General features: G+C 62.5%; 26 protein-coding genes, 2 pseudogenes and 1 riboswitch. Of the genes and pseudogenes, 16 read left to right on the top strand and 12 right to left on the bottom strand.

Features of this window, described 5'->3' with window-relative positions:
* The 3 genes from bamA to FQ668_RS15975 all read left to right on the top strand — a co-directional run.
* Positions 1-1043, top strand: a 1043-nt coding sequence (gene bamA, locus FQ668_RS15965) for an outer membrane protein assembly factor BamA (protein WP_144180415.1), incomplete at its 5' end; no start/stop codon positions are given.
* 127 nt (positions 1044-1170) lie between these two features.
* Complete coding sequence (locus FQ668_RS15970) at positions 1171-1554, top strand: hypothetical protein (RefSeq protein ID WP_014590863.1); 384 nt, start codon at positions 1171-1173, stop codon at positions 1552-1554.
* A gap of 14 nt (positions 1555-1568) precedes the next feature.
* Positions 1569-2534: an endonuclease gene (locus FQ668_RS15975; RefSeq protein WP_014590862.1), complete on the top strand. Its 966-nt coding sequence runs from the start codon at positions 1569-1571 to the stop codon at positions 2532-2534.
* A 42-nt stretch (positions 2535-2576) separates the two neighbouring features.
* Here FQ668_RS15975 and FQ668_RS15980 read toward each other — a convergent pair whose 3' ends face one another.
* The 8 genes from FQ668_RS15980 to FQ668_RS16015 form a co-directional block, all read right to left on the bottom strand.
* The gene (locus FQ668_RS15980) at positions 2577-3539 is read right to left on the bottom strand and encodes a D-glycerate dehydrogenase (RefSeq protein WP_014590861.1); all 963 of its coding nucleotides are present in this window, start codon (positions 3537-3539) and stop codon (positions 2577-2579) included.
* Between the two features lie 10 nt (positions 3540-3549).
* Positions 3550-4842 (bottom strand): MFS transporter, encoded by a 1293-nt coding sequence (locus FQ668_RS15985; RefSeq protein WP_010954250.1) that lies wholly within the window; start codon positions 4840-4842, stop codon positions 3550-3552.
* A 55-nt stretch (positions 4843-4897) separates the two neighbouring features.
* Positions 4898-5848 carry a sugar kinase gene (locus tag FQ668_RS15990; RefSeq protein WP_019437542.1) on the bottom strand — a complete coding sequence of 317 codons (951 nt, stop codon included), beginning with the start codon at positions 5846-5848 and terminating at the stop codon, positions 4898-4900.
* Complete coding sequence (locus tag FQ668_RS15995; RefSeq protein WP_019437541.1) at positions 5841-6620, bottom strand: sugar phosphate isomerase/epimerase; 780 nt, start codon at positions 6618-6620, stop codon at positions 5841-5843. Before FQ668_RS15995 ends, FQ668_RS15990 begins: the two co-directional genes overlap by 8 nt.
* A 64-nt stretch (positions 6621-6684) precedes the next feature.
* Positions 6685-7704, bottom strand: coding sequence for a transcriptional regulator PtxS (ptxS, locus tag FQ668_RS16000; RefSeq protein WP_010954253.1), 1020 nt, complete (start codon positions 7702-7704; stop codon positions 6685-6687).
* A 265-nt stretch (positions 7705-7969) separates the two neighbouring features.
* Positions 7970-9217 carry a cytochrome c gene (locus FQ668_RS16005; protein ID WP_019437540.1) on the bottom strand — a complete coding sequence of 416 codons (1248 nt, stop codon included), beginning with the start codon at positions 9215-9217 and terminating at the stop codon, positions 7970-7972.
* Between the two features lie 12 nt (positions 9218-9229).
* Positions 9230-11014 carry a GMC family oxidoreductase gene (locus tag FQ668_RS16010; protein WP_019437539.1) on the bottom strand — a complete coding sequence of 595 codons (1785 nt, stop codon included), beginning with the start codon at positions 11012-11014 and terminating at the stop codon, positions 9230-9232.
* A 3-nt stretch (positions 11015-11017) separates the two neighbouring features.
* Entirely contained in the window at positions 11018-11764 is a 747-nt protein-coding gene (locus FQ668_RS16015) for a gluconate 2-dehydrogenase subunit 3 family protein (RefSeq protein ID WP_014590855.1), read from the bottom strand.
* Between the two features lie 276 nt (positions 11765-12040).
* Between FQ668_RS16015 and FQ668_RS16020 the strand changes: the two genes are divergently transcribed.
* The 9 genes and pseudogenes from FQ668_RS16020 (at position 12041) to FQ668_RS16060 (ending at position 20933) form a co-directional block, all read left to right on the top strand.
* Positions 12041-12730: a histidine phosphatase family protein gene (locus tag FQ668_RS16020; RefSeq protein WP_023390062.1), complete on the top strand. Its 690-nt coding sequence runs from the start codon at positions 12041-12043 to the stop codon at positions 12728-12730.
* Positions 12731-12737: 7 nt separating this feature from the next.
* Positions 12738-13196, top strand: a pseudogene (locus FQ668_RS16025) (acid phosphatase); the annotation flags it as partial.
* A 229-nt stretch (positions 13197-13425) separates the two neighbouring features.
* Entirely contained in the window at positions 13426-14754 is a 1329-nt protein-coding gene (locus tag FQ668_RS16030) for a hypothetical protein (protein ID WP_014590852.1), read from the top strand.
* A 32-nt stretch (positions 14755-14786) separates the two neighbouring features.
* Positions 14787-17018 (top strand): Ig-like domain-containing protein, encoded by a 2232-nt coding sequence (locus FQ668_RS16035; RefSeq protein ID WP_019437536.1) that lies wholly within the window; start codon positions 14787-14789, stop codon positions 17016-17018.
* Positions 17019-17033: 15 nt separating this feature from the next.
* The gene (locus FQ668_RS16040; protein ID WP_019437535.1) at positions 17034-17507 is read left to right on the top strand and encodes a curlin; all 474 of its coding nucleotides are present in this window, start codon (positions 17034-17036) and stop codon (positions 17505-17507) included.
* Positions 17508-17523: 16 nt separating this feature from the next.
* Positions 17524-18969: a curlin gene (locus FQ668_RS16045; RefSeq protein ID WP_019437534.1), complete on the top strand. Its 1446-nt coding sequence runs from the start codon at positions 17524-17526 to the stop codon at positions 18967-18969.
* Between the two features lie 146 nt (positions 18970-19115).
* On the top strand, positions 19116-19775 hold the full coding sequence (gene alkB, locus FQ668_RS16050; RefSeq protein WP_019437533.1) for a DNA oxidative demethylase AlkB: 660 nt from the start codon (positions 19116-19118) through the stop codon (positions 19773-19775).
* Positions 19776-19944: 169 nt separating this feature from the next.
* Positions 19945-20232, top strand: coding sequence for a hypothetical protein (locus FQ668_RS16055; RefSeq protein ID WP_003253801.1), 288 nt, complete (start codon positions 19945-19947; stop codon positions 20230-20232).
* Between the two features lie 86 nt (positions 20233-20318).
* The gene (locus FQ668_RS16060) at positions 20319-20933 is read left to right on the top strand and encodes a Yip1 family protein (RefSeq protein WP_019437532.1); all 615 of its coding nucleotides are present in this window, start codon (positions 20319-20321) and stop codon (positions 20931-20933) included.
* 20 nt (positions 20934-20953) lie between these two features.
* Here FQ668_RS16060 and FQ668_RS16065 read toward each other — a convergent pair whose 3' ends face one another.
* The 4 genes and pseudogenes from FQ668_RS16065 to FQ668_RS16080 form a co-directional block, all read right to left on the bottom strand.
* Positions 20954-21214, bottom strand: coding sequence for a DUF1652 domain-containing protein (locus FQ668_RS16065; protein WP_012052201.1), 261 nt, complete (start codon positions 21212-21214; stop codon positions 20954-20956).
* A gap of 297 nt (positions 21215-21511) precedes the next feature.
* Positions 21512-22398, bottom strand: a pseudogene (locus FQ668_RS16070) (pirin family protein).
* 96 nt (positions 22399-22494) lie between these two features.
* Positions 22495-23367 carry an alpha/beta fold hydrolase gene (locus tag FQ668_RS16075; RefSeq protein WP_019437531.1) on the bottom strand — a complete coding sequence of 291 codons (873 nt, stop codon included), beginning with the start codon at positions 23365-23367 and terminating at the stop codon, positions 22495-22497.
* A 21-nt stretch (positions 23368-23388) separates the two neighbouring features.
* Complete coding sequence (locus FQ668_RS16080; protein ID WP_019437530.1) at positions 23389-24018, bottom strand: LysE family translocator; 630 nt, start codon at positions 24016-24018, stop codon at positions 23389-23391.
* Positions 24019-24142: 124 nt separating this feature from the next.
* On the opposite strand from FQ668_RS16080, the gene FQ668_RS16085 reads away from it, so the two are divergent.
* The 4 genes from FQ668_RS16085 to FQ668_RS16100 all read left to right on the top strand — a co-directional run bounded on the left by FQ668_RS16085 (position 24143) and on the right by FQ668_RS16100 (position 26330).
* Positions 24143-24622, top strand: coding sequence for a GNAT family N-acetyltransferase (locus FQ668_RS16085; RefSeq protein ID WP_014590843.1), 480 nt, complete (start codon positions 24143-24145; stop codon positions 24620-24622).
* A gap of 121 nt (positions 24623-24743) precedes the next feature.
* Positions 24744-24967: riboswitch (cobalamin riboswitch) on the top strand.
* 92 nt (positions 24968-25059) lie between these two features.
* Positions 25060-25248, top strand: coding sequence for a CbtB domain-containing protein (locus tag FQ668_RS16090; protein ID WP_014590842.1), 189 nt, complete (start codon positions 25060-25062; stop codon positions 25246-25248).
* Between the two features lie 9 nt (positions 25249-25257).
* Complete coding sequence (locus FQ668_RS16095; protein WP_014590841.1) at positions 25258-25944, top strand: CbtA family protein; 687 nt, start codon at positions 25258-25260, stop codon at positions 25942-25944.
* Complete coding sequence (locus FQ668_RS16100) at positions 25944-26330, top strand: cobalamin biosynthesis protein (protein ID WP_019437529.1); 387 nt, start codon at positions 25944-25946, stop codon at positions 26328-26330. Before FQ668_RS16095 ends, FQ668_RS16100 begins: the two co-directional genes overlap by 1 nt.

Genomic DNA, 26330 nt, shown 5'->3' on the forward strand with positions numbered 1-26330 from the left:
GTTCGATCAGCCAGAGCAACTTCCTCGGTACCGGTAACAAGGTATCCATCGGCCTGACCCGTTCGGAATACCAGACCAAGTACAACTTCGGCTTCGTCGACCCCTACTTCACCGCCGACGGCGTCAGCCTGGGCTACAACCTGTTCTACAACAGCACCGACTACAGCGATTACTACGACGATGGGGTTTCGTACTATGCAATCAACAGCTACGGCGCCGGGGTCAGCTTCGGCTACCCGATCAACGAAACCTCGCGTCTTACCTACGGCCTGACCCTGCAGCACGACGACATTTCGCCCGGCACCTACAGCGCTGACGAGATCTACGATTTCATCTCCCGCGAAGGCAAAAGCTTCAACAACCTCAAGGCGTCGATCGGTTGGTCGGAATCTACCCTCAACAAAGGCGTGCTAGCCACCCGCGGCCACTCGCAGAGCCTGACGCTGATGGCTACCACCCCTGGCAGCGACCTTTCGTTCTACAAGCTTGACTACAACGGCCAGGCTTTCCTGCCGGTCACCAGCAACACCACGCTGCGCCTGCACACCAACCTGGGCTACGGCAACGGCTATGGCTCCACCGACGGCTTGCCGTTCTATGAAAGCTACAACGCCGGTGGGCAGGGGTCGGTACGCGGGTTCAAGGACGGCACCCTCGGCCCGCGCAGCACGCCGGCTACCGGGGCCTATTCCAGCGCTGGGCAGGCTTACTATTCCGACCGCGACACCGATGTGCTGGGGGGTAATATCCTGATTACCGGCGGTGCCGAGTACCTGTTCCCGCTGCCCTTCGTGCAGGACCAGAGCCAGCTGCGCAGCTCGGTGTTTGTCGATGCCGGCAACGTATATGCCGACACCTGCTACCTGTCCACCACTCAAGGCTGCGGCAGCGCCGACCTGGCGCAGATGGCTGTGTCGCTGGGGGTTGGCGTGACCTGGTACAGCCCGATGGGGCCGCTGAGTTTCAGCCTGGCGGCGCCATTGAAGAAGCCGGATAACGCCGAAACCCAAGTGTTCCAGTTCTCGTTGGGGCAGACCTTCTGAGGCTGCTCTTGAAATGAACCGCGCAGCGGGGCTGAGCATTACCCGCTTTTACCCCCGCTTTACCCAAGTTGACAGTCACCTTGCCTAAGCTGGCCAGCACTCGAACCCCGCCCAGCAGGACACCCTCATGCCTCCGTTCACACCCTGTTTCCCTACATCACTGCGCGAAAATGAAATACCCCTCGCCCTGCTCGATCTGGTGCGGGAACGCCTGGCCGCCCTGCTTGGCCCACGCTTCACGGTGGTACTGGGCGGTAGCGGCAACGGCGATGGTGTCAGTCATTACCACCTCGCAATCCAGCACAACCAGAGCGGGGTTTCCCTGGAGGACTACGGTGACATCGGTGCCGGTTTCGTCGAGCACCTGCTGCGCATGGGCACCCAAGTGCGGGACATGCTCGACTCAGCCACATTCAGCCGTATGGGCAGCGACGACCCTGGCCGACCATTGGTATGGCTCCGTGAGCTGGTCAGCCCCGGGGAAACCATTACAATGCCCGGCCCAACCTGAAATATGTTTTCCCCATGAAATCACTGCTTTACGCCATAACCTTATTATTTTCCTTTACCCTCCCCGCTCTGGCCAATCCGCCGGCCACCTTCACCGAAGCCAAGGTGGTGGCCAAGCAGAAGGTCTACCTGGACCAGGCCAGCAGTGCCATGGGCGACTTGTACTGCGGTTGCAAATGGACCTGGGTGGGCAAGTCTGGCGGACGCATCGATGCCGCCTCGTGTGGTTACCAGACGCGCAAGCAGCAGAACCGTGCCGAACGCACCGAGTGGGAACACATCGTGCCCGCCCACACCTTCGGCAACCAGCGCCAGTGCTGGAAGAACGGCGGCCGTGAGCACTGCGTGGACAACGACCCGGTGTTCCGCGCCATGGAGGCCGACCTGTTCAACCTTTACCCGGCCGTGGGTGAGGTCAACGGTGACCGCAGTAACTTCAACTACGGCATGGTCACTGGCAATGCCGGCGAATACGGCCAATGCACCACCAAGGTCGATTTCGTCCAGCGCACCGCCGAACCGCGTGACGAAGTCAAAGGGCTGGTGGCCCGCACCACGTTCTACATGTTCGACCGCTACAAGCTGAACATGTCGCGCCAACAGCAACAGCTGCTGATGGCCTGGGACAAGCAACACCCGGTGTCGGCCTGGGAGAAAGAACGCGACCGGCGCATTGCCGCGATCATGGGCCATGCCAACCCGTTCGTAAGCGGCGAACGCAAGTGGACCGCCGGCTACAAGCCGGTTGGCAGCGGCGTGGTACAGGCGGTGCCGGTAAAAGCGGCCAAGCCAGAGGCCAAACCAAGCCTGGCCAGTGCCGGTTCGGTCGGTGCCGTGCTTGGCAACCGCAACAGCCACGTCTATCACTTGTCAGTCGGCTGCCCGGGCTACAACCAGGTTGCAGCGAAGAACCAGGTTACCTTCGCAAACGAAGGTGAAGCGCAGGCAGCGGGGTATCGCAAGGCAGGCAACTGCCGCTGATCGTTTCAAAGGCTGCGCGGCCCCTGTGGGAACGGGGGCGCGTCAGCCGTTGACCAGGTTTACCGGCCGTTCACCGGCCAGCGCGCTGAGCAGGTTGTCCACCGCGCAACGCGCCATGGCCTGGCGGGTTTCCTCGGTCGCCGAGCCGATATGCGGGGTCGCTACCACGTTATCCAGCTGCAACAGCGGCGAATCGGTCGGCAGCGGCTCGTGCACGAACACGTCCAGCCCCGCACCTCGGATGCGCCTGGCCCGCAGCGCTTCGATCAGCGCCTGCTCATCCACCACACGCCCGCGTGAGATGTTCACCAGGATTGCCTCAGGCTTCATCAACGCGAGTTCCCGTGCGCCTATCAGGCCTTCGGTGCTGGCGCTCAATGGCACCGTCAGGCAAACGAAATCTGCCTGCTGCAACAGCTCATCCAGGCTGCACTGGCATGCGGCATAGCGTGCTTCCACCTCGGGCTTGGCACGCTGGCTGTGATACAGCACGCGCATGCCAAAACCAGCGGCCGCGCGCCGGGCCAGGGCCTCGCCAATGCGGCCCATGCCGACGATGCCTAGCGTCTTGCCGTGCACATCACTGCCAAAATGCGCCGGCCCCAGGTTGGCCTGCCAACGGCCGTCACGCACCCAGTTCGCCAGCTCCACCACCCGCCTGGCGGTAGCCAGGATCAAGGCAAAGCCTGTGTCGGCCGTAGTTTCGGTCAACACGTCGGGCGTGTTGGTGAGCATCACACCACGCCTGCTGAGTTCAGCAATGTCGTAGTTGTCCACGCCTACCGAAACGCTCGACACCACTTCCAGTTGCGGGGCAAGGTCGAGCAGGCTGGCATCCAGGCGCAGGCTGGCCCCCAGTAACCCATGCGCCCCCGGTAATGCATCGCGCAGGCGGGCCAGGCCATCGGGCTGGGTGGTATCCACCCAGGTCACCTCGACGCGATCTTGCAGGCGTGCCATCAGGTCTTCGGACAGGCGTTTATACAGGACGATTCGCTTCTTCATTGCAGGTTTCCTAATGGTTCATGGCCAGGCGCGAACTATCGCGCTTTGCCCGGCCAGAGGTCTGGGAAGTATTGAGCGCAGCGGTAAGCGCCACTGCCGTCAGCAGCGCACCGCACATGAACAGATAAGAGGCGCCGGGCCCGCCCGTAGCCCCATTGAGGTAGCCCACCAGCCACGAACCGCCAAACGAGCCCAGCGCCCCCATGCTGTTGATCAGCGCCATGGCGCCGCCTGCGACGTTGGCCGGCAGGATCTCGGGCACGATCGCGAAGAATGGGCCATAGGGTGCGTACATACAGGCGCCAGCAACCACCAGCAATGCATACGACAGCCAGAAATGCTCGCTGCCCAAGGCGTAGGAACCATAGAACGCCAACGCGGCAATCAGCAGCGGCGGCCAGACGAAGCGCTTGCGCTTTTGCAGGCGGTCGGACGCCCAGGACACGCCCACCATCGCCAGCACCGCCGCCAGGTAGGGCACCGAGGCCAGCCAGCCGGCCTGCACGATATCGACATTCGCCGCCTGCTTGAGGATCGACGGCAGCCACAGCACGAAGCCATACACGCCGATGCTCCAGCAGAAGTACTGCAGCGCCAGGATGATCACTTGCGGCGAGCGGAACGCTTCGCGGTAGTTCTTTACAGGCTTGATACCCTGCTGCTCGGCAGCCAGTGCCTGCGCCAAGGCGGCCTTTTCCTGCTCGCTCAGCCAAGCCACCTGGGCCGGGCGGTCATCCACCAGGCGCCACCAGAAGAACGCCCAGATCACGGCGGGCAGGCCTTCGATGATGAACATCCAGCGCCAGTCGTAATGCTTGATCAGGTAACCGGACACCACCGACATCCACAGAATGGTCACCGGGTTGCCCAGCATCAGGAATGTATTGGCGCGCGAACGCTCGGCCCGGGTGAACCAATGGCACAGGTACACCAGCATGGCCGGCATGACCGCAGCCTCCACTACCCCGAGCAGGAAGCGGATGCCGATCAGCATGTAGACGTTGCTGACCATGCCGGTAAGCGTGGCAAGGCCGCCCCACAGGATCAGGCAGACGAAGATGAGCTTCTTCACGCTGCGCTTTTCAGCGTAGATGGCGCCGGGCACCTGGAAGAAGAAGTAACCGAGAAAGAACAGCGCACCCAACAACGAAGACAGCACCGGGGTGATGTGCAGGTCTTCGGCCATGCCGGAGGCGGCGGCGAAGCCGTAGTTGGCGCGGTCCAGGTACGCCAGGCTGTAGGTGACGAACACAATCGGGATGATGTACCACCAGCGGCGAGGTGCCAGGCTTTGGCTTTGCATGGATTGTTTCTCCTGAGCTTGTTGTTTTTGTTGCAACAGGTGTTTCGGGATCGGCTCATGCGCTTCTGCGCAGGTCGTAGGCCTCCAGTTCATCGCGCAGCGGCAGCCCTTCCATGTCGCCCCGCGACTGCACGGCACGGCTGCCGCACCAGTTGCCGCGCGCTACCGCCTCGGCTACCGGACGGCCCTCCAGTAGCGCACTGAGCACACCGACGGCAAAGGCATCACCTGCACCGACGGTGTCCACCACGCGGCTGACTGGCACGGGGGCTACCTGCCCTTCGCCCTTGGCGCTGCGGAAGTAGGCGCCAGCGTCGCCCAGCTTGATCACCACCAGTTCCACCCCTTGGTCCAGGTAGAACGCGGCGATATCGGCCGGGGTGTGCTGACCAGTCAGCAACCGCCCCTCTTCCAACCCCGGTAAAACCCAGTCGGCCTTGGCCGCCAGGGCATTGATTTCACGCACCATGCTGCTTTGATCGGGCCACAGCGAGGGGCGCAGGTTAGGGTCGAACGATATGCTGCGCCCGGCTGCGCGCATTGCATCCAGCAGCGTGTGGGACAGCGCCCGCGAGCTGTCCGACAGCGCCAGCGGAATACCGGTAGCGTGCACGTGCCGAGCCTGCAGCCAAACGGGGCTCACCATCGCAGGTGACAGCCTGCTGGCCGCCGAACCGCGGCGAAAGTACTCCACTGCCGGGTCGCTGCCATCATCGCTGCGGGCCTTGAGCTGAAAACCCGTCGGGTAGTTGGCATCCACCTCGACGCCGGAACAGTCAAGGCCTTCGCCGCGCAAGCTGTCGAGAACGAAACGGCCCAGCGAATCGTCACCTACCCGGCTCAGCCAGCGCACCTTGAAACCCAGCCGCGCCAGGCCAATCGCCACGTTGCTGTCGGCGCCGGCGATGCGTTTGCCGAACTGTCCGACACCGGCCAGGTCACCGGCTTGCTCTGCAACGAACATGGCCATGGTCTCGCCGAAACACAGCACGTCATGTTCATGCATGGTCCAGCTCCTGCGCCGCGCCCAGTGCAGAAAGGTGACGCACCTGGGCCCGCGTCAGCGCCAACAGGTCTTCGCCCACCAGGGGGTACTCGACGGCGCGCACCACGCCCGGTGCGAACTCGGCCATCAGCGCTGCCCACTCCTGCAGGTCCGCAGCCTGCGGCGGTATGGCCACCAGACGGCCATCGGCCCGGCGCTGCACAGCCTTGCAATGCACATAGCGCACCCAACGGCCTAGCTGCCTTGCAGCTTGCCGCGCAGGCTCGCCTTGCCACTGCCAGTTACCGATATCGAACGTCATGCCCAGGCGCAGCCCAAGCGGGTCGACACGCTGGAAAAACTGCAGCATCGGTTCGATCCTGCCACCTTGTGCGGTCTGATCGTTTTCCACCAGCAACAGAGGCCCCTGCGCAGGCAGCAGCGACGCCAGGGCCGTCACATCGCAGTGCTCATCGAAGTGCCCCAAGGAAACCTTCAGCGCCACCGCGCCAAGCGCCCGGGCAATTTCCAGCTTCTGCACCAGCAGCGGGTCGGGCACGCCTTGAGCGTTCCACAGTTCAAGGGGGGTGGAGTACAGGCATTCCAGGCGCAGCGCGGCAATGACCCTACCGAGCGCAGCTGCGTCCGGTGCGCTGGCGAACAATTCTTCGCGCAATTCGACGCGGCTGACGCCAGCGGCTGCCAGCAGGTCCAGAAACTGCTCCTGGCCACGTTGGCGCACAAAGTCGGCGCCGTAGCTGGAGAGACTGATGGAAACGGGGTTCGCTTGCATTGTTCTTGTCCTTATGAAACCGGTTTCATTTTTGATCAGCAGCAGGCACAAGCCTGCCGTTTTCTTACTGGGGTTGGGTTGAACCGCGGATGATCAGGTTGGCTTTGAAGTCGATGCGCCGGGCTGCGCCGCTGTCGCCGCGCAAACGACCGAGCAGGCTTTCGAATGCCGCCACGCCGATACGCTCGGTGGGCTGGGCCAGTGCGGTGATGCCTTTGCCGACCAAGGGGTACCAGTCGAGGTCGTCGAGGGCGATCAGCCCGACATCGGCAACCAGGTTGCGCCCGGCCTCGAGCAGGGCCCGGGTCACCGCCAAGGTGGCAACGCCGTTGAAGGTGAAGATGGCTTGCGGACCATGACCACTGTGGGCAAGAAACGAAGCCAATTGGCCCTGCAGCCCGGCACCGATTTCGAGTACCTGCTGACGCATGCCTGGCCGACGGCTGATCGATGCGCCGAACGCCTGCACCCGCTCCAGGCGTGAACTGGTGCCATCGAGGGGTTCGCTGACCGCCAGGATGTCGCGGTAGCCCTGGGCCTGCAGGTGGTCCAGGGCCTGCTCGACTGCATCAGCATTGTCCAGGCCGACAAGGTCAACATTCAGCTCGGGCAATTGGCGGTCGACCAGCACCATGGGGATGTCACGCTGCAGGTTGAGCAGTTCGCCGGGGTGGTGACCGAGCGTGTTCACGATCAACCCTTCGACGTTGTAGCTCTGCAGGGCCACCAGGTGGTGACGCTCCTGCTCGTCGTCGCGGTTGGTGTTGCAAACTACCAGGCTGTAACCATGCTGACGGCAGGCGGTTTCCACGCCATGCATCACGGCCACGGAATAGGGGTTGAGGATATCGGCCACCAGCATGCCGATCAGTCGCGTCTGGCCGCGCTTGAGGCCGCGAGCCATCTGGTTGGGGCGATAGCCGAGGCGTTCGATGACCTCTTCCAGCCGCTTGGCCGTGGCTTCGGCCAGCAATTGGCGGTCGCCACCGATGTAACGGGAGACGGTGGCTTTGGAAACGCCAGCAACACGCGCCACTTCGCTGATGGTGACCCGTTCGCGGGTATGGGCAGGCGCGTCGGTCATGGGTTTTCCTTATGATTGTTTTAATAGTGATGAAACCGGTTTCAATACAGCAAAAATGCGCGGGTTCGTCAACAGGCCGTTGGTCGGACACGGAGACATAAAATGTTAAATCGCATTAAGAATATTGCATAGATAATTGATATTAATAGATTTATATCTGTCGGCAGGGCTTGTCCTGGAATCTGATTACGTTAGGGGATGGCACGGGCTTCGCCCGTGTTCGCGGGTAAACCCGCTCCTACGGGCGAGGGCGCAGAAATACATGTCAGCGAAGCGACTTCACATCACCGGCCGTGACCGCACTGCCCTGGTTACCCCAGCTGCTGCGAATGAAATTCACCACCTCGGCAACCTCCTGGTCACTCAGACGCCAGCCGAAAGCCGGCATGGTGAAGTTCGACGGCGCACTGTGCGTTGCCGGTACCGTGCCACCGGCGAGCACCACATGGATCAGCGACGTGGCATCCGCAGTCTGCACCACCGGGTTGCCGGCCAAGGCCGGGAACACGCGGGTGTAACCCTGCCCGTCGGTGCGGTGGCAGGCCGCGCAGTTGTCGATGTACACCGCCGCCCCAGGCTTGCTGTCGTCACCCTTCCATAGCGCATCCGCGACCTGCTTGTCGTATACATGCGGCTGGTCATCCGGATTACTTGGCGGCAGGGTTTTCAGGTAGCGGGCGATAGCGGTCAAGTCAGCATCACTCATGTGCTGCATGCTGTGCTCGACCACATCGCTCATGCCGCCGAACACGGCGCTGCGATCACTGCGCCCAGTCTTGAGGAACTGCACCAACTGCGCTTCGCTCCAGCTGCCCAGGCCGTCTTTGTGATCGCCACGCAGGTTCTTGGCAATCCAGCCTTCCAGCGGTGCGCTGCCGGCCAGAAACTGCTCGCCATCAGCAGCGCTCAGGGCCTTTTCCTGCATGGTCAGCGCCCGCGGCGTATGACAAGCACCACAATGCCCAAGGCCCTCGACCAGGTACGCACCGCGGTTCACCACAGGGTCAGCTGTCGCCGATGCCTGCCAGGGCTTGGCCTCTGGTGCGAACAGGCCGCGCCAGATTGCCAGTGGCCAGCGCATGCTCAGCGGCCAAGGAATGTCAGAGGCCTTGTTCGCCTGCTCGACAGGCGCCACGCCCTTCATGAAATAGGCGTACAGCGCCTGCATGTCCTGCTCGCTGACCCGCGCATACGACGGGTATGGCATGGCCGGATAGAGCGTACTGCCGTCCTTGCCGATACCCCTGCGCACGGCCTGGTCGAAGTCTTCGAAGCTGTACTGGCCAATGCCACTGGCCGCCGGGGTGATGTTGGTGGAGTACACCGTGCCAATCGGCGTTTCCATCGGCAACCCACCGGCAAAGGGTTTGCCGTCTTTGGCGGTATGGCAGGCCACGCAGTCACCGGCGCGGGCCAGGTACTCGCCCAGGCGTACCTGCGCATCGTCATTCGCTACGGCCTGTGCAGCCGCGCCGGCACCCAGCACCAAGGTTGCGATCAACAGTGTCTTCATGCTCATCGCTCCTCAAGCCTGGACCAACGGACCGGGGTTTTTCAGGTACTGCTCACGGATGGCGCGAGCCGACCAGTACGTGAGTGCGGCCACCAGCCCGGTCGGGTTGTAACCCAGCCCCTGCGGGAACGCCGAAGCCCCCGGAACGAACACGTTGTGTACGTCCCAGCTTTGCAGGTAGCGGTTCAGTGCACTGGTCTTGGGGTCGGTGCCCATGATCGCCCCGCCGTTCAGGTGGGTGGTCTGGTAACTGGTAGTGTTGAAGTGGTCCTTGACCTGCTTGCCCAGCACAGCAATGGCCTTGGGGTTCATCGCCTGGGCGATCTTGCTCAGCTTGTCGACCATGAACTGGTTCATCTTGATGTCGTTTTCCTGCCAGTCGAACGTCATGCGCAGCAGCGGCTGACCGTAGGCATCGCGGTAGGTGGGGTCCAGGTCCAGGTAATTGCCACGGTAGGACTGATGGGCGCCGTGGGCGTCCATCGACACCTGGTGGGTGTAGTAGTCGGCCGTGGCTTTTTTCCAGGCACTGCCCCAGGCCGGTGTGCCCGGCGGGTTGGAGGTACCGGCAATCGGCCGGCTGCCGGCCTGGTTCACCCACATTGGCGAACCGCCGACGAAGCCGTGCGGGCCATGGTCGAAGTTGTCGGCGTTGAAATCGTCGATGGCAATGCCATTGCCACCTGCGCCGATGAAGTTGTTGGTGTAGGTGTCCTTGTCGAAGAACGCCTTGACTGTCCCCATGTTCTGATAGGCGAAGTTACGCCCGACCACACCCTCGTTCTTCACCGGATCGTAAGGTTTGCCAATGCCGGAAAGCAGCATCAGACGCACGTTGTTGAACTGGAAAGCCGCCAGAATCACCAGCTCTGCCGGCTGCTCCACCTCGCGCCCCTGGGCATCGATGTAGGTCACGCCGGTGGCCTTGCGCTTGCTGTCGTCCAGGTTCACCCGCAGTACATGGGCATTGGGCCGCAACTCGAAGTTGGGCACCTGGCGCAGCGCCGGCAGGATATTCACGTTGGGCGAGGCTTTGGAGTACATGTAACACACGTAGCCGCTGCAGAAACCGCAGAAGTTGCACGGCCCCATCTGCGCCCCGTAGGGGTTGGTGTATGGCCCCGAGGTGTTGGCCGACGGCAGGTTGTAAGGTTTGTAGCCCAGTCTGGTGGCAGCCTTTTCGAACAGCCTTGCCGATACAACGTTCTTCTGTGCGGGCAGCGGGAACGGGTTGGAACGGTCTGGCGCATAGGGGTTGCCGCCCTTCCCTTCACCGACCACCTGGCCTTTGACGGTCCAGGCCTGGCCTGAAGTGCCAAAGACCTTTTCGGCAAAGTCGAAATAGGGCTCCAGCTCTTCGTAACTTACGCCGAAGTCCTGGATAGTCATGCCTTCGGGAATGAACGTGCGCCCGTAGCGCTCTTCATAGTGGCTGCGCAGGCGCAACTCGACGGGGTCGACCCGGAAGTGCACACCCGACCAGTGCAGGCCCGCGCCCCCCACGCCCTTGCCCGGCAGGAATGCGCCCAACTGGCGATTGGGCAATGCCACATCATTCACGCTATGGCGGACAGTGACGGTTTCTTTCGATACATCGACGAACAGCTTCTTGCGCACGCTGTAGGTCAGCTCATCAATCACCTGTGGGTAGCTGCCTTCGGGGTAGGTATCCTGCATCGGCCCCCGCTCCAGGGCTACCACGTGCAGCCCGGCCTCGGTCAGCTCTTTGGCCATGATCGCACCGGCCCAGCCGAAGCCGACGATCACCGCATCCACTTTGTTCAACACAGTCGCCATGCCTCAGGCCCTCTCACCACGGATCGATACAGCCGGGAACGGGTAAGGCTCATTGCGCTCGACCCAGTCCATGAAGTCGGCGCGGGCGCCGGGGAAGCCGATCTGGGTCCAGCCGACCATGCCTTTGTTGCCGCCATGAATCGGGTCGCAGAAGAACCCTTCACGCGTGTTTTGCACCAGCAGGCTGAAGAACACCTTGGCCGGAACGGTGTCGAAAACCAGCTCTCCTGCCTCCAACTTGCTGAGAATGCGGTCCCGGGTAGCGCTATCTTGCGCAGCAAAAACCTGTCCGCTATTGGCCTTGCACCAGCCGTCCACGGCAGCGATGCCCAGGCGGTAGATTTGTTGCGGGCTGAGCTGCAGCTGGTAGCCCAGCTCGGGCGCGGCGTCGGCGTTGAACGGCCCTTGCATGTACCACTGTGCGCCGGTCGCGTAGGGGGTATTCATCTGCCGGTCGATGAACTCGGCGGCACCCGCTTCGAGTGCCCCTGGGCCAAGCTCATCGGCCGGGATGATGCGCGACACGGCGGCTTGTACAAAAGCCCATTCTTCGGCGCTGAAGAATGTTGGTTGATAATTGCCCGCAGGCGGCGTGGCCGGCACTTTCGGTTGCTGATGCGGTTGCGGGGCCGCAAGCAGCTGGCTGGCGCCCACGCCAAGCCCCGTGCTGGCCACTGTAACGACAGGGATCAGGGTCAAGGTCTTGCGCAGAAAATCCCTGCGCGGGTTGTCTGGGGCATGCTCAGGCATTGCGAATCCTCATCGGCTGTGGGGGTGGCCTTGATAAGCGCCATCTGATTTTCAATTGAGAGGTGATCTTGATAGGCCATCAAGACACAGCCGAATAATCTAGCGCGTTCAGAAAGGTTTTGAAACCGGTTTCATTTCTGCCTTCTTACCTGGCTTGACCTCCACTGCACGCCTAACGGCCAAGGTTTTTTCCACACCAGCCTCACCCTCTGCCGACATCCCACTGCCTACAGTGCCGTCGCTCTTGCATTGAGCAGATTGACTGAAGTGGCAAGCATGCTGCACGACGTTATCGACGACTCCCCCGTTTCACGGCTTGCGCCGATATACCAATGGCCTTGGGGCACGGCGCAATGGGTAGTCTTGTGCCTGCTGCTCTTGTTCTGCGTAGCGCAAGGCTGGGCGCAGCAGCGCGCGACCATCCCCAACCTGGGCAATCCCCATCACCTGCAACACAGTGGGCTGTATACCGATTGGGCGAAAGGCTCGGTGATTGTCGTACTGCGCCATGCCGAACGCTGCGACCGCTCCAGTGATGCCTGCCTGGATGACCCCAGCGGTATCACTGTCGTGGGCAGGCAGGTGGCCACCGATGTAGGCCTCGGGTTGCAACACCTTGGCCTGGGCGCAGTTGATGTCTGGACCAGCCCAGAGGTGCGAACCCGGCAGACCGCACAAGCCATGTTCGGTAAAACCATTGCCACACAAGACTGGCTTAATCAGTGTGACGGCCACTTTGCCGAAAATGCCTTTGCCCTCAAGCGAAAAGGCCACAACCTCGTGCTGGTCAGCCACAGCGGCTGCATGGAACAACTGGAGCAGGCGCTCAAAGCGCCTTCTAGCGCAACAGCGAACAGCTATGCCAGCGCCCTGTTCATTACGCGTGGCAACGATGGCAAGACGAAGGTGCTCGGCCAGATGGCGGCCAATGAATGGCACACACTCATTGATGCCAAGGAACTCTGAGCATTCCCTGCTTGACCCGGCCACTGGCCAGTTCCCGCTGCTGCACAACCCGTTATTCGAGAGAATCACCCACAAATGGCCACGCATCCTGCCGGACTGGACCGGTGAACTGGCCGTCATAGGCAGTTTGCTGTCGTTCATCTGGCCGCGCTTGGCCAACCGCCCCCAATTGGGCCTTGCCCAGGCGCTGGAAAAGGTCCGTATTGCACCGGTACTGCGCTTTGCCACCCAACACCGACGCGACCTGTTGTTCGTGGTGGTAGCGTTCGCACTGAGCACCACCGTGATTCACTACCTGAAAAGCCATACCAGCGTGTATTGCCCTGTGGAAACCACGTTGTATGGCGGTTCGCAGCCCCGGGTCGAATGGTTCGAAAACTTCTCTTTATGGAGCAAGCCCGGCGATGGCCGTTGCTGGCCGGGTGGCCATGCATCCAGCGGGTTTACGCTGCTGGCGCTGTATTTCGCTCAGAACTCGGCTCTGCATCGAAAACCGGGTTGAAATTACCGGCCCCCAATCCCCAACCTTGGGGGAACGCTGCCCACCGCCAGCCGCTGGCATAAAGCCCTACTGAAAATCTGAACCCCCTGCCCCACAAGGCCTGCACAGCATTTTTCAGGGTTTGGCACAGGTCTTGCCGATCTCCTCCCAGACGCCCCAAGTCCATGGGCCCGTTTGCAGGAGGAATTGACTCATGCACCGACCGATACCCCACCCGCTGGCAGTGGCGATTTTCGCCGGCATGCTCCAGCTTCCCGCGCAAGCCGCCTTGAACGCTGTCGATCCAGGCGCTTACGTCCCAGCCAATGGCGGCTTCCCCGCCTGGTACCAGGACAGCCACGGTCGTACCCTCGACCTGTGCCTGACCAAGGCGGTCAGCTCCCGGGTCGCCGGCGCGCCCGGCGCACCTTCATACATGTGCACGCTGCTGCCCACGCCTGGTGTGTTCGACGATACCCAACCCATCGTCTTCCCCACCAACTTCCCTGACGAAGCGTTCTGGTTCACTGCTGACGCTGCCATCGTCGACGCCGCCAGTGGCATCGACCTCAGCTACGGTACCGCGATCGAAGCGGCATTCGCCGCCGAAGAACCTGTCGAGGGTGACCAGGTCAGCTTCGCCCGGGTCCGTATCCGGGTCGACGTACCCACCGCGGGCACCTACGTGGTCACCCACCCCTATGGTGTTGAAGTGTTCGATGTGCCCGTTGCAGGGCGCCGGGCGATCAACATGACCCGCGACATCGGCATCGCCGGCGCAGGCGACTTCACCGGCGCACTCAAGGGCGATGTCGGGCCGTTCCTGCGCAGTGTCAACGGCCCCTACACCGAAGGCAACGAGCGCTTCATCGGTGACCCGAACCTGGAAGAACGGGTGACGGGCAGCCCATTCAACACAAACTACGTACGCATCGAAGGCCCTGGTGGCATCGACCTGCGCACCGAGCTCTTCGCTGTCTCGGGCAAGCTTTCCGAAGTGGCCCTGCCCACCCCGCTGATGCCACAACGCAGCACTTACTCACGCCATACCGAGAACGGCGACCTGATCGCCCAGCAAGACATCTTCGTGTTGGCCCCGCCGCCACCGGCAAGCGTCACCCTGACCAGCCAGACCCCCAACCTGAGCCTCACCGAGGCCAACGGCACCGGCGCCTGGTACGCCCAGTCAGCCCTCAACCCGGCGGCCGGAACCATCGTGACACTGTCCGCTGACAACAGCGTGGCAATCCCGACCAGCAGCCTGACCACCAGCAACGTTCCCCTGACCGACCTGGTCACCATCACGCAAGCCCAGTACCGCCTGTCCACCGGCGAGCTGACCCTGGTGGCCAGCACCAGTGACGAAACAACACCTCCAGTACTTACCGCACATACCGGCAACGGCACACTGATCGGCAACCTGGGCGGTACCGGCGCCGTGAAGACGTTGAGCATGACCCTCTCGCCCATTCCGCCGGCCAAGGTGCAGGTCACCAGCGCCAACGGTGGTAGCGACACCGAAGACGTGGTGCTGGTGCCATGAACAGACAAAGGCTCAGCCTTCAAGGAGGCAGCATGAACACTTGGTCGCGCCGTGCGCTGTTGGCCGCCGGTTTCTCTCTTACCGTTACCAGCGCCGCGTTCGCCGCGCTGTCTGATGTCGATCCGGGGCCCTACACTTTCGCCACAGGTGGCTATCCGATGTGGTACAAGGACAGCCTCGACCAATCCCTGGAGCTGTGCCAGTCGCGTGCCACCAGCACCCGTGCGCCAGGCGCACCAGGGGCGCCCGCCTACATGTGCACCTTGTTGCCCGAGCCCGGGGTCTATGACGATGCCCTGCCGCTGGTATTTCCAGATAACTGGCCACCCGAGATGTTCTGGTTCCTGGCCGAAACCTCGATACCACAAGTGGGTAACAGCGGATATGAACTGGAGGTCTACGTTGCCGGTATAGAGGCAGCCTTCGCTGCTGAAAACCCGGTAGACGGTGATCAGCAAAGTTTCGCCCGCATCCGTATCCGCGCATCGGTCCCACGCACCGGTACCTACACCATCACGCACCCTTACGGGGTGGAGACGGTCAACGTCACCACGGCAGGTCGTCGCGCGATCAACATCACCCGGGACATCGGTATCGGTGCTCCGGGCAACTTCCAGGGGGCGCTGGGGGGGGCGATCGGCCCTTGGCTGAAGGGGGTTGGCGGGCCATATACCGAGGTCAATCCTGACACGGGCACCACCGAAACCTACATCGGCGACCCCAATATCACCGAAGCGGTCACGGGTAGCCCCTTCAATACCAACTTCGTGCGCATCGAAGGGCCCGCGGGCGCCATTCAGACCAACACGTTCACCGTGTCTGGCAAGGTGCTGGACCAGCGAGCACAAACCCCGGTCACCCTGGAGCGCGCCACCTATTCGCGCAACGGCAGCGGCACCCGCGTGGAAGTGTTCGCCAAGGCCCCGAGTGAGGCCAGCTTGTGCATGCGCAATGGCCTGGCACTGATCGGCACGCCGCCTTCGCCTTGTCAGTTCACCCTGACTTCGGACAACAACGGGTTGTTCTTCAGCCAGCAGTTCAACCAGTCGGTGCCGCCAGCGGTGGTGGTTGTCACCGCCAGCAACGCAGTCGGCGGCACCCAGCCGACTGCGCTCTCGAGCAAGCTCAGCGACGTGGTCAAAGTCAGCACCGCACGCTATGACTGGGCCAACAAACGTCTGTTGATCGAGGCCAGCTCCAGCGACGAAGTAACGGTCCCCGACCTGCTCGCCCAAGGCTACGGCCGCATGTCGAAATCGGGCACACTGCAAAGCATCACGGTCAACGATTTGGCTCAACCGCCCGCTACCGTTACGGTCAAGTCTGCCCATGGCGGTAGTGATGTGGAGCCGGTGATCGTGGTCGGCAGCGCCCCGGTCGAGGCCGCCAACCAGCCACCGCTGGCCCAGGCCGATGTCGGCAGCACCAGTGTCGGTGTACCGATCACACTCAACCTGTTGCTGAACGACAGCGACCCGGATGGCGACGTGCCGCTGACCATCAGCGACCTGACCCAACCCGGGACCGGCCTTGGCGGCGTCGTGCTGAACGGCACCACCTCGGTTACCTACACACCGCCGACCGGGGCCACACAACCGCTGGTAGCCAACTTCAGCTACCGGGCGGTGGATGCCAAGGGCCTGAAGTCGGAACCGGCCACGGTCACCATCAACGTCGCACCTAACCAGGCACCGACTGCCAACCCGGAAACCGTCGCCACCTTGGGCGTGCCATTGACCATCAACGTGCTGGCCAACGACACCGATCCAGAAGGCAACGTACCGCTGAGTGTGGCCAACATCACCCAGCCGGCCGCCGGCCGTGGCACGGTCAGCACCGACGGCACAACCGTGACCTATACCCCACCGGCCACTGTAACCACAGCCTTCACCACCACCTTCACCTACCAGGCACGTGACTCGCTGGGGGGGCTGTCCACCCCAAGTACGGTCACCGTCAACGTGTCGCCTCGGCCTGCCGCTGAAACCTTCGCCGTCACGACAGCCACGGTCACGGCGCGCTCCAACAACCGTTACAACTGGGACATCAGTGGCACCTCGTCGGTGACCACCGGCAATACCGTAACCGTGCAGGTAACCACTACCACGGGCGTCCAGACCTTGGGGACGGCCACGGTAGCGCTGACCGGCCGCTGGCGCCTGGTGGTAAGCAATAGCACCACGATCATCCCGACTGCGGCACCGACGGCGACGATCACCACCAGCCAAGGCACCACGCGCACCGTCAACGTAGTCGTGCAGTAAAAGCCGGAGGCTTCGATGAAACGGCTGTACTCCCTGTTGCTCTGCCTGGCCCTGGTGGGCCAGGCCTGCTGGGCAGAGGACCTGATGGACAATGCCGACCTTGCACCCGGCAACGACCTCGGTGAACCAGTGATCATCCGCCTGCTGCCGGCCGGTGCCGGCCAGGCTGCGGTGATCGAGCAGCAAGGGTCAGGCAACCGCGCCGCCCTCGACCAGAACGGACAGGCCCTGCTGGGCCGTATCGTCCAGTCCGGCGGTGCCCAGGAAGCGCACATCTTGCAGGAAGGCAGTGACCTGATGGCCATCATCAGCCAACAGGGAAATGGCAACAGTGCGTCGATTCGCCAGAGCGGCAGCAGCAACAACGCCGCCATCGAGCAGATCGGCAACGACAACAGCGCCAGCATCGTGCAGTCCGGCTCAGGGCTCAACAGCTCCGTGACCCAGGCTGGCAATGGCCAGCATGTTCAGATCACCCAATACCGATAGACCTGGAGGCACCACCATGTACAAGCTCGCTCCGTTAAGTGCCGCTATCGTCCTGGCCCTCGCAGGTCAGGCCATGGCTGCTGACAGCACCTCGTCCCAGACCCAGGACGGCAAGGAAAACATCGCCGAGGTCTCTCAGACCCAGGCATCCTTCGCCTCGGCCACCCAGAACCAGACTGGCAAGGGCCACAACCACCTCGCCGTGCAGGCCGAAAGCACCAGCGATATACACCAGAGTGCCACCGGCCAGTACAACGCTGGCTACGCTGAGCAACTGTTCGAGAACGGCAGCCAGATCACCCAGCAGGCGGGAGGCAGCTACAACGATGCCTTCGCCAGCCAGTCGATAGGGTCGAATAACGAATCGCTGCAAACCCAACAAGGCGTCGGCAATAAATCCACCGTGTGGCAGGACAGCCAGGAAGGCAGCAAAGCCACCAGCTTGCAATCCGGCCAGCGCAACGAGGCGTTCATCGAACAGACCTTCGGTGGCAGCAACAATCGCAGCACCGTCAACCAGACCGGCCAGGACAACTACGCCACCGCCGAGCACCTGAACCAGGTCGATGGCGATATCCAGGTCTATCAGGATGGCCACGGCAACTGGGCCTATGGCGACCAGCGCGAAGGCACAGGTGGCACCATTGCCATTGGCCAGTACGGGGGCGGCAACTCCGTGGAAGTGTGGCAGGACACACAGATCGGTAGCCAGGCCTCCGTGGTCCAGACCGGCCAGTCGAACGAAGGCTATATCGACCAGAGCTTCGGCGTCAGCAACAAGGTCAGCCTGTCGCAGCAAGGCAATGCCAACGCCAGTTGGTCGGACCAGTTCGAGACCAACAACTCGACCACCACCATTACCCAGACCGGCAACAACAACCTGCATTTCACCTATCAGAATGGTGAGAACCTCAACCTGACCATCAACACCCAAGGCAATGGCAACAGCATCACCGCCAGTAACTGGAAAGGCGCCAAGATGGGTGGCCAGTTCGGCACCAACCAGAACGCCACCATCAACCAGACGGGCAATGGCAACGGCGTCAATCTGACCCAGAAGGGCGCTGACCAGCAGGCCACGCTGAGCCAGACGGGTACAGGCAACCAGATGTCGACCAAGCAGGATGACGTCAGCAACGAGCTGTACTTCGAACAAAACGGCACTGACAACATTCTGATCGCCGACCAGCGTGGTACCGACAACTATGCCTACGGCAGCAGCCAGGGCACCGGCAACACCATCACGCTCGACCAGTCCGGCTATAGCAACCAGAGCTACACCAACCAACTCTACGGAAGCGGAAACGAAGCCACCATCAAACAGACCGACAGCATCAACGTCGCCTACGTGACCCAGGGGGGCCAAAGCAACAAGGCGTTCGTCGACCAGAGTGGTGTCGCTCAATCCGCCACCATCACCCAGCTGGGCAGCGCGAACCTGGCCACTGTGACCCAGCAGTAAGCCGCTCCCCCTTGAACCGCGGTGCTTCTCTCCCTGGTGCCGCGGTTCCTTTTTCTGTTATCCCGCCCTCTGCCATCATTCGATCCGGCCGGCGTGTGCAATCCCCTGACGTGTATCTGTCGGGTACAATGGCAAACCGCTCGAAGATGTGCAGCAGCATGATCCAGTCCGACCTCGACCTGTTCGGCACCCAGCCGCAACGCCTGGCCAGCCACACCGTGCTGCTGCCCGGCTTCGCCCTGGCCGAAACCGAGGCGCTGCTCGATGCCCTGCGTCCGGTGCTGCGTGCTGCGCCGTTCCGGCACATGTACACCCCTGGAGGTCTGCGCATGGCAGTGGCCCTGACCAACTGCGGTACGCTGGGGTGGGTGAGTGATCAACATGGCTACCGCTACAGCCCCACCGACCCACTCAGTGGCCAGCCCTGGCCCGCCCTGCCCCCGGTTTTGCTCGCCTTGGCCTCCCGCGCTGCAGCCATGGCCGGGTTTGACGGTTTCGTGCCGGATGCCTGCCTGGTCAACCATTACCTGCCGGGCACACGCCTGAGTCTGCACCAGGACCGCGACGAGCAGGATTTCGGCCAGCCGATCGTGTCGGTGTCGCTGGGCTTGCCGGCGGTGTTCCTGTTCGGCGGCCTGCAGCGTGCCGACAAGGCTCAGCGCATTGCGCTGAGCCACGGCGATGTGCTGGTCTGGGGCGGCGAAGACCGCTTGCGCTTCCACGGCGTGCTACCGATCAAACCCGGTGTGCATCCGCGCCTGGGCGAACGGCGGATCAACCTGACCTTGCGCAAGGCGGGTGCCTGAACAGAGGCCGTCATCTGCCATCCAGCGCAAAACAAGATGAACGCACATGAAACACATTGAACATCTTGGCCAGGCAAGCTTCGAATGATAAGCCGCCTTTCTTTTGTCTGGAGCCTGCCATGCCCAACCCGCCTGGTTCTTCGAGCCGTTGCAACGGAGCCATGTACCGATGAAGATGCCTGGCCGCGCACCCAATGCTTCGCTGCAGCTCGATTACGTACGCGACACCCTGTTCGGCCCGGTGGCGCAACGAGTGGAATGCCAATGCCAACTCGCCGCCCTCAACCTGCAGGGTCGCCCAGGGCTGCGCCTGCACGTTTGCCCCCCACTGCCTGACAAAATCGACCGAGCTCACAGTGTGGCCTTCGTCTGGGATGGGCGGAGTTACCACGGCGTGGTTCGCGAGAAGGGAAAGTGCGGCGACGGTGGCCTGAACCTGCTGCTGGAACTGCAATAAGCCGATCAACGGCGGCCATCCAGGCTGAACTGGCTGACAGCCGCGTGTCTCCATAGCAAAAGGGCTCTTGCCTACCGGAGAACGCTATGAACAGTCCGTTATTCAAGCTCTTCACCCACCCCGCCGACGCCTGGCTGGACATCCGCCGGGCCGAGGAAGACAACCCACAGCAATACCTGCCACGCCTGCTAGCCTTGGCGCTGATACCCGCCGTGTGCCTCTTCGTCGGCACTACCACCTTCGGCTGGAGCTTGGCGGCCGAGGAGCGGGTACGCCTTAGCATCGGCAGCGCCGCGCAATTGGCAGGCCTGCTGTATACCACCACTGTGATAGGTGTGATGCTGATGGGAGTGATGATCCGCTGGATGTCACGAGGGTTCGATACACAGCCCAGTCTGAACCAGTGTATCGGTTTTGCCGCCTATTGCGCCACGCCGTGGTTCTTTGCCGGAGTGGTTGGTCTGATGCCAATTCGTTGGCTCGCCTTTGCCGCGCTAATGGCTGCCTCTGTGTATGCCAGCGTGTTGCTGTTTGGCGGGTTGCAGACTTTCATGCGGCTGAAGAAAGAGCAGGCGTTATTGTTTGCAACGTGCGTTTGGGGGGTAGGGTTGCTACTGCTGGTGACCATCCTTGTGGCAATGATCCTGTTCTGGTTCAACGGCCTGATGCCGGAATACGTACGCCCGGCCAGCCTGGACTGACCGGGGCACGACAGGCGCGTTCAGGCGATCGCCTTGAGCGGCGCCGGGTGGTTGTCACGCAGCGCATGCAGCTGGTCCACCAGGTTGACCAGATCACGGCAACTGTTGAGGTTTTGCAGCGCGACCCCGCTGAGCGTCACGCCCTGATCGAGATCCTGGCCCTGACCCAGGCGGATGGTCAGGTGGGCGCCGTCCGGGCAGCTGACTTCACAGCGGTCTGGCAAGCAGGCCTGCTCGATCAGTTGCCGCATCTCTAGTATCGAAACGCCTATCAACGACATGGTACGACCCTCTCTGTGGGATGGCCTGTTGTTTGGGAGTACGCCTTTGTCGGGCGGGGCGCCAATTGATATTGCGCATGCTCGGCCAGCTGTCCATGCGCCCGGGCAATGAGCTTGCGGGGGATCCTTTAGCACCTTAGTGGAAGATTCTCCGCGGGGGCCGAGTGTTCGACTGCATTAGCAGACTTGACGACGAGTGGTCTTGGTCAGCAAAGCGTTGACCGATGTACAGCCGGGTCGCCGTGGGAGAAGACCTGCCAGCGACAGGGGCCGGAGCAGGCCAACAAATTAACAGGATCAGTGCGCGGCGCCTCCCCTCTCGTCCTGCATCTGTCCAAACCGCCCAGCATGAAAATCATCGAACGACTCGGCAATCTCTGCCTGGCTGTTCATCACGAACGGGCCGTAGCCGACGATCGGCTCATCGATTGGCTCACCGCTGAGCAGCAGCACACTTGCATCGTCCAGCGCCTCGACAGCTACGTCTACACCCTCCCGGTCGAGCAGCACCAGGCTCGACGGGCCTGCTTCGCGCTCGCTATTGATTCGAACGTTACCACGCATCACCACCAGCGCCGCATTGCGACCGGCAGCAACCGGCAACTGCAAGGCCGCGCCGGCGTTGAGCCGCAAATCCCACACGTCCATCGCGGTGAAGGTTCGAGCCGGCCCCTGGTGGCCGTGATAGTCACCGGCAATCACCCGCAAGCTCCCGGCATCACCGTCGAGCGCTTCCACGGAATGTCGCCGGCCAGCAGCGTCTGGTAGCCGGCCGCTGCACGCTTGTGCCGCGCCGGCAGGTTCACCCACAGCTGGACCATTTCCAGCGTGCCGCCACTGCGTGCAAAGTCGGGGGAATGAAACTCTTCATGAATGATGCCGTTGGCCGCCGTCATCCACTGCACGTCACCTGGGCCGATCAAGCCGCCAGCACCGGTGGAGTCACGGTGCTCCAGTTCACCTTGGTAGACGATGGTCACGGTCTCGAAGCCGCGATGCGGATGCTGGCCTACACCGCGTCGTGCTTGGGTAGGGGCGAAATCATGCGGGCCAGCGTAATCCAGCAGCAGGAACGGGCTGATCCGGCTGGCCAGGTTGTCGTAGGTGAACAGGCTGCGCACCGGGAAACCATCACCCACCCAATGGGCGTGGGGGCTTCGGTGAATACCCAGAATCGTTTTCATGAGAAGGCTCCTCTCTTGGCTGAGATAACCTTATCAATGATGTTAATCACGCGGTAGATGGCTAAAATGGCATGCATCGTCCCACCTGCGGAACAGTCAACCCTGCAAGAAATCGAGCACTTGCTCGGCCGTCATGGCCGGGTCTTCCTGCATGAAACAGTGCCCACCGGGAACTTGCCGTGCGGTCACATTGCGGTTGAGCAGCGCCAGGCGATTCACCGAGTGTGGCACGAAGGGATAGGTGTCTTCTCCGTACAACACTCGTGTCGGCGTCCTGATTGCGGCCAGACTGGCCCACATGCGTTTAGGGAACGAACTGAAGATCTCCACTTCACGGCTGGGCCGGCACTTGAGCACTACGGCCTCGCCACACTCACCGATGGCATGCTCGACATAGGCCTGCAGTGCCGCATGGGTCCAGCCTTTGAAGATGCCGCGCCCTTCCAGCGAGGCCAACGCCGACTCGCGATCGGGCCAGTGGCTGCGGCGGCTGGCAGCCTTGCGGGCCAGCGCATGGCGCTGATGCAGGCCGACCAGGGCTGCCGCCCCCATCACGCCGATCATGCGTCGGCTGAAGAGTACCGGGTCGAGCAGCACGGCACGTGCAAACAGCTGCGGCTCACCGGCCAGGATCAGCCCCGTGAGCACACCACCGAAGCTATGCCCAGCGGCAAACCTTGGTACGTCGCCGTACTCGCCACGCCCGGCCTGAAAGGCTTCCACTGCCAAGGCAGCAGTGCGGTTCCAGCCGCGAAACACCCCGCCATGATCACTGTCCCCATGGCCCTGAACGTCGCAAAGCCACAGGTCGAAATGCTCGCCCAGGCGCATCAGCAACGGTTGGTAGGCCAGGCAACAGAAGCCGTTGCCATGCAGAAAGTGCAGCAGCGGTTTGCCACTGGCCGGAGTTCGCCAGCCACGCAGGGTGAAACCTTCGGCGCATTCGTGGGACCAGGGAATCAACTGCATCGGCTTACTGTACTCTCGGGGTCAGGAAAACGCTGATTCTACAAACAGCAGCGGGTACAGGGAAATCACCAGCAACAGGGCCATCACGACATTGAACAGCATCAGCCAGCGCGAATTTTGCAACAGGTTGCGCAGGGCGCTGCCGAACATCACCCATACCCCCACGCTGGGCAAGTTGACCAAAGCGAACAAGGCCGCAATGACGATCACGTTGGTTACATAGCCTTGCGCTGGCGTGTAGGTGGTAATCGCCCCCACCGCCATCACCCAAGCCTTGGGGTTGACCCACTGGAACGCCGCCGCACCCCAGAAGCCCAGCGGTTTGCGGGCACTGGACGAGGCCGTGCCGACCGGCCCGGAAGTGGCGATCTTCCAGGCCAGGTACAGCAGATAGGCGGCGCCAGCGTAGCGCAGCACCGTGTACAGTGGTGGCCAGGCCTTGAATACCTCCCCCAGCCCCAGGCCGACAGCCAGCACCATCATCATGAAACCGAAACTGATACCCAAGGCATGAGGAACCGAGCGGCGCACGCCGAAGTTCACCCCCGAGGCCAGCAACATGGTGTTGTTGGGGCCAGGCGTGATGGAAGATACGAAGGCAAACAGCACAAAGGCGGTCAGCAGGTCGGCAGAGGCAAGCATGGCGGGCATTCCACTTTCTTTATAGGTGCTGTCACACTACCGGAGTCGCCTCTCCCAGCGACCGTTACAGTTTGATTAAATTATGCAGATACAAATCACTGTATCGCCAATCCGGACCAAGGAAGCCGTCACCATGAGCCTCACCTTTCGCCCTGCCGTGCGTACCGATGCCGAGCAGATCCTCACCTTCATCACCGAACTCGCCGAGTACGAACGCGCCCGCCACGAGGTGGTCGCCACCCTTGCCGACATCGAGCACAGCCTGTTCGACGAAGGCAGCACTGTGCACGCCCTGATGTGCGAGCGTGATGGCCGTGCAATCGGCTTTGCCGTGTACTTCTACAGCTACTCGACCTGGCTCGGGCGCAATGGCATCTATCTGGAAGACCTGTACGTAACCCCCGAACAACGCGGCGATGGTGCCGGCCGGCAGTTGTTGCAGCACATTGCCCGCGAAGCGGTGGCGAACAACTGTGGGCGTCTGGAATGGAGTGTGCTGGACTGGAACGAGCCAGCGATCGGCTTCTACCAGAAGCTGGGGGCCGAGGCGCAGGATGAGTGGGTGCGCTACCGGCTGGATGGCGACAAGCTGGCGGCATTCGCCCGCGGGTGATCGCCCGGTTTCTGCACTTCTGCCTGCTGGAAGAAGACTGCAGGCCTGAGAGCCTGTCGTACCTGCTGTTCGACGGCCTCGCGCGCTGTATGACATTGACGCCAAGCCCGCCCCATGCTCTCCTTATGCCTCGCGTTCAGGTGCCCCTCAGGGGGTGAAACGGGAAACCGGTGCGTCCCAGGCCCTTCAGCAGGGCCGGACAATGCCGGTGCTGCCCCCGCAACGGTAAGCGAGTGAAGCGTCTGTACCACTGTGCCTCGTAGTACGGCATGGGAAGGTGACGCGTTCCAGGAGCCCAGCTCTTCCTCGCAAGCCCGGAGACCGGCCTGGCGTTCATGAACACCCCGCGGTGGGCGGGCGCTGTTGCATTCCCTTGGGCGACCACGTCCGGGGCTGCCGCGCTCGCCCATTGCCCACAAAAAGCAGAGGATCGCGTCATGCCCGTCACCAGCGCCAAACAACACAGCCTTGCTACCCCCGTTACGCTCAGCCAGCGTGTAACCATCGCCGTCGGTGCCAGCTTGTTGGGTCTGTGCCTGGTCTACTTTGCCGGGTTCTCGCACATCGAGGCCGTGCACAACGCCGCCCACGACACCCGTCACAGCGCCGCCTTCCCCTGCCACTGAGTACGCCTGATGATCACGCGCATTGCCCGTACTGCGGGCTTCAGCGGGCTCCTTGCAGCCCTGTTGCTGACCTTGCTGCAAAGCTTCTGGGTGGCTCCGCTGATTCTGGAGGCGGAAACCTACGAGTCCTCGGCCCCGGCCGCACACCACGAACACGTTGGCGAAGTCGCCGCTCATGAACACAGCGCCGAAGCCTGGTCGCCGGAAGACGGCTGGCAGCGCGTGCTGTCCACCACAGGCGGCAACCTGGTGGTCGCGGTCGGCTTCGCCCTGATCCTCGCCGCCCTGTACAGCCTTCGCGAGCCCAAACGCGCCGCCACCGGCGCACTGTGGGGGTTGGCTGGCTTCGCCGTTTTCTGCCTGGCCCCAACCCTGGGCTTGCCACCAGAACTGCCGGGTACGGCGGCCGCCGACCTGGGGCAACGCCAAACCTGGTGGGTCGGTACAGCCAGTGCCACAGCGCTGGGCCTGGCCTTGCTGGTGTTCGCCCGGCACTGGCTGCTGAAGGCGCTGGGCGCCGTGCTGCTGGTCATTCCTCATGTGATCGGTGCACCGCAACCCGAGGTGCACGAAAGCCTGGCCCCGGAAGCGTTGGAAACCCAGTTCAAGGTAGCCTCCTGGCTCACCAACGCCGCCTTCTGGCTGGCCTTGGGCCTGCTCAGCGCCTGGCTGTTCCGCCGTTCCAGCCAGGCTTGATGCCTGCCTTCTATGCCGGTTTTGGCTGCCGCCGGGGTTGCCCGGCGGATACCTTGCAACGCTTGCTGTGCCAGGCCCTGGACAAACAGGGCCTGGCATTGGCTGACCTGCGCGGCATCGCAAGCATCAGCCTGAAGGCAGACGAGCCCGGCTTGTTGCAACTGGCAGAGCACCTCGGTTTGCCGTTGGTGCTGTACCATGGCGCGCAACTGCAACCCTATGAACCACTGCTCAGCCACCGTTCCGCCGCTACCCACCGGCACAGTGGCTGCTGGGGCGTAGCCGAGAGCGCGGCACTGGCCCTGGCCAACCAGCGGCAGGGTACGGCCAGGCTGCTGCTGACGCGCCAGGTACTGGGCCCGGCGACGCTCGCCCTGGCCTGCTGA

This window comes from Pseudomonas sp. Kh14 (assembly GCF_900291005.1).
GTDB lineage: Bacteria > Pseudomonadota > Gammaproteobacteria > Pseudomonadales > Pseudomonadaceae > Aquipseudomonas > Aquipseudomonas alloputida.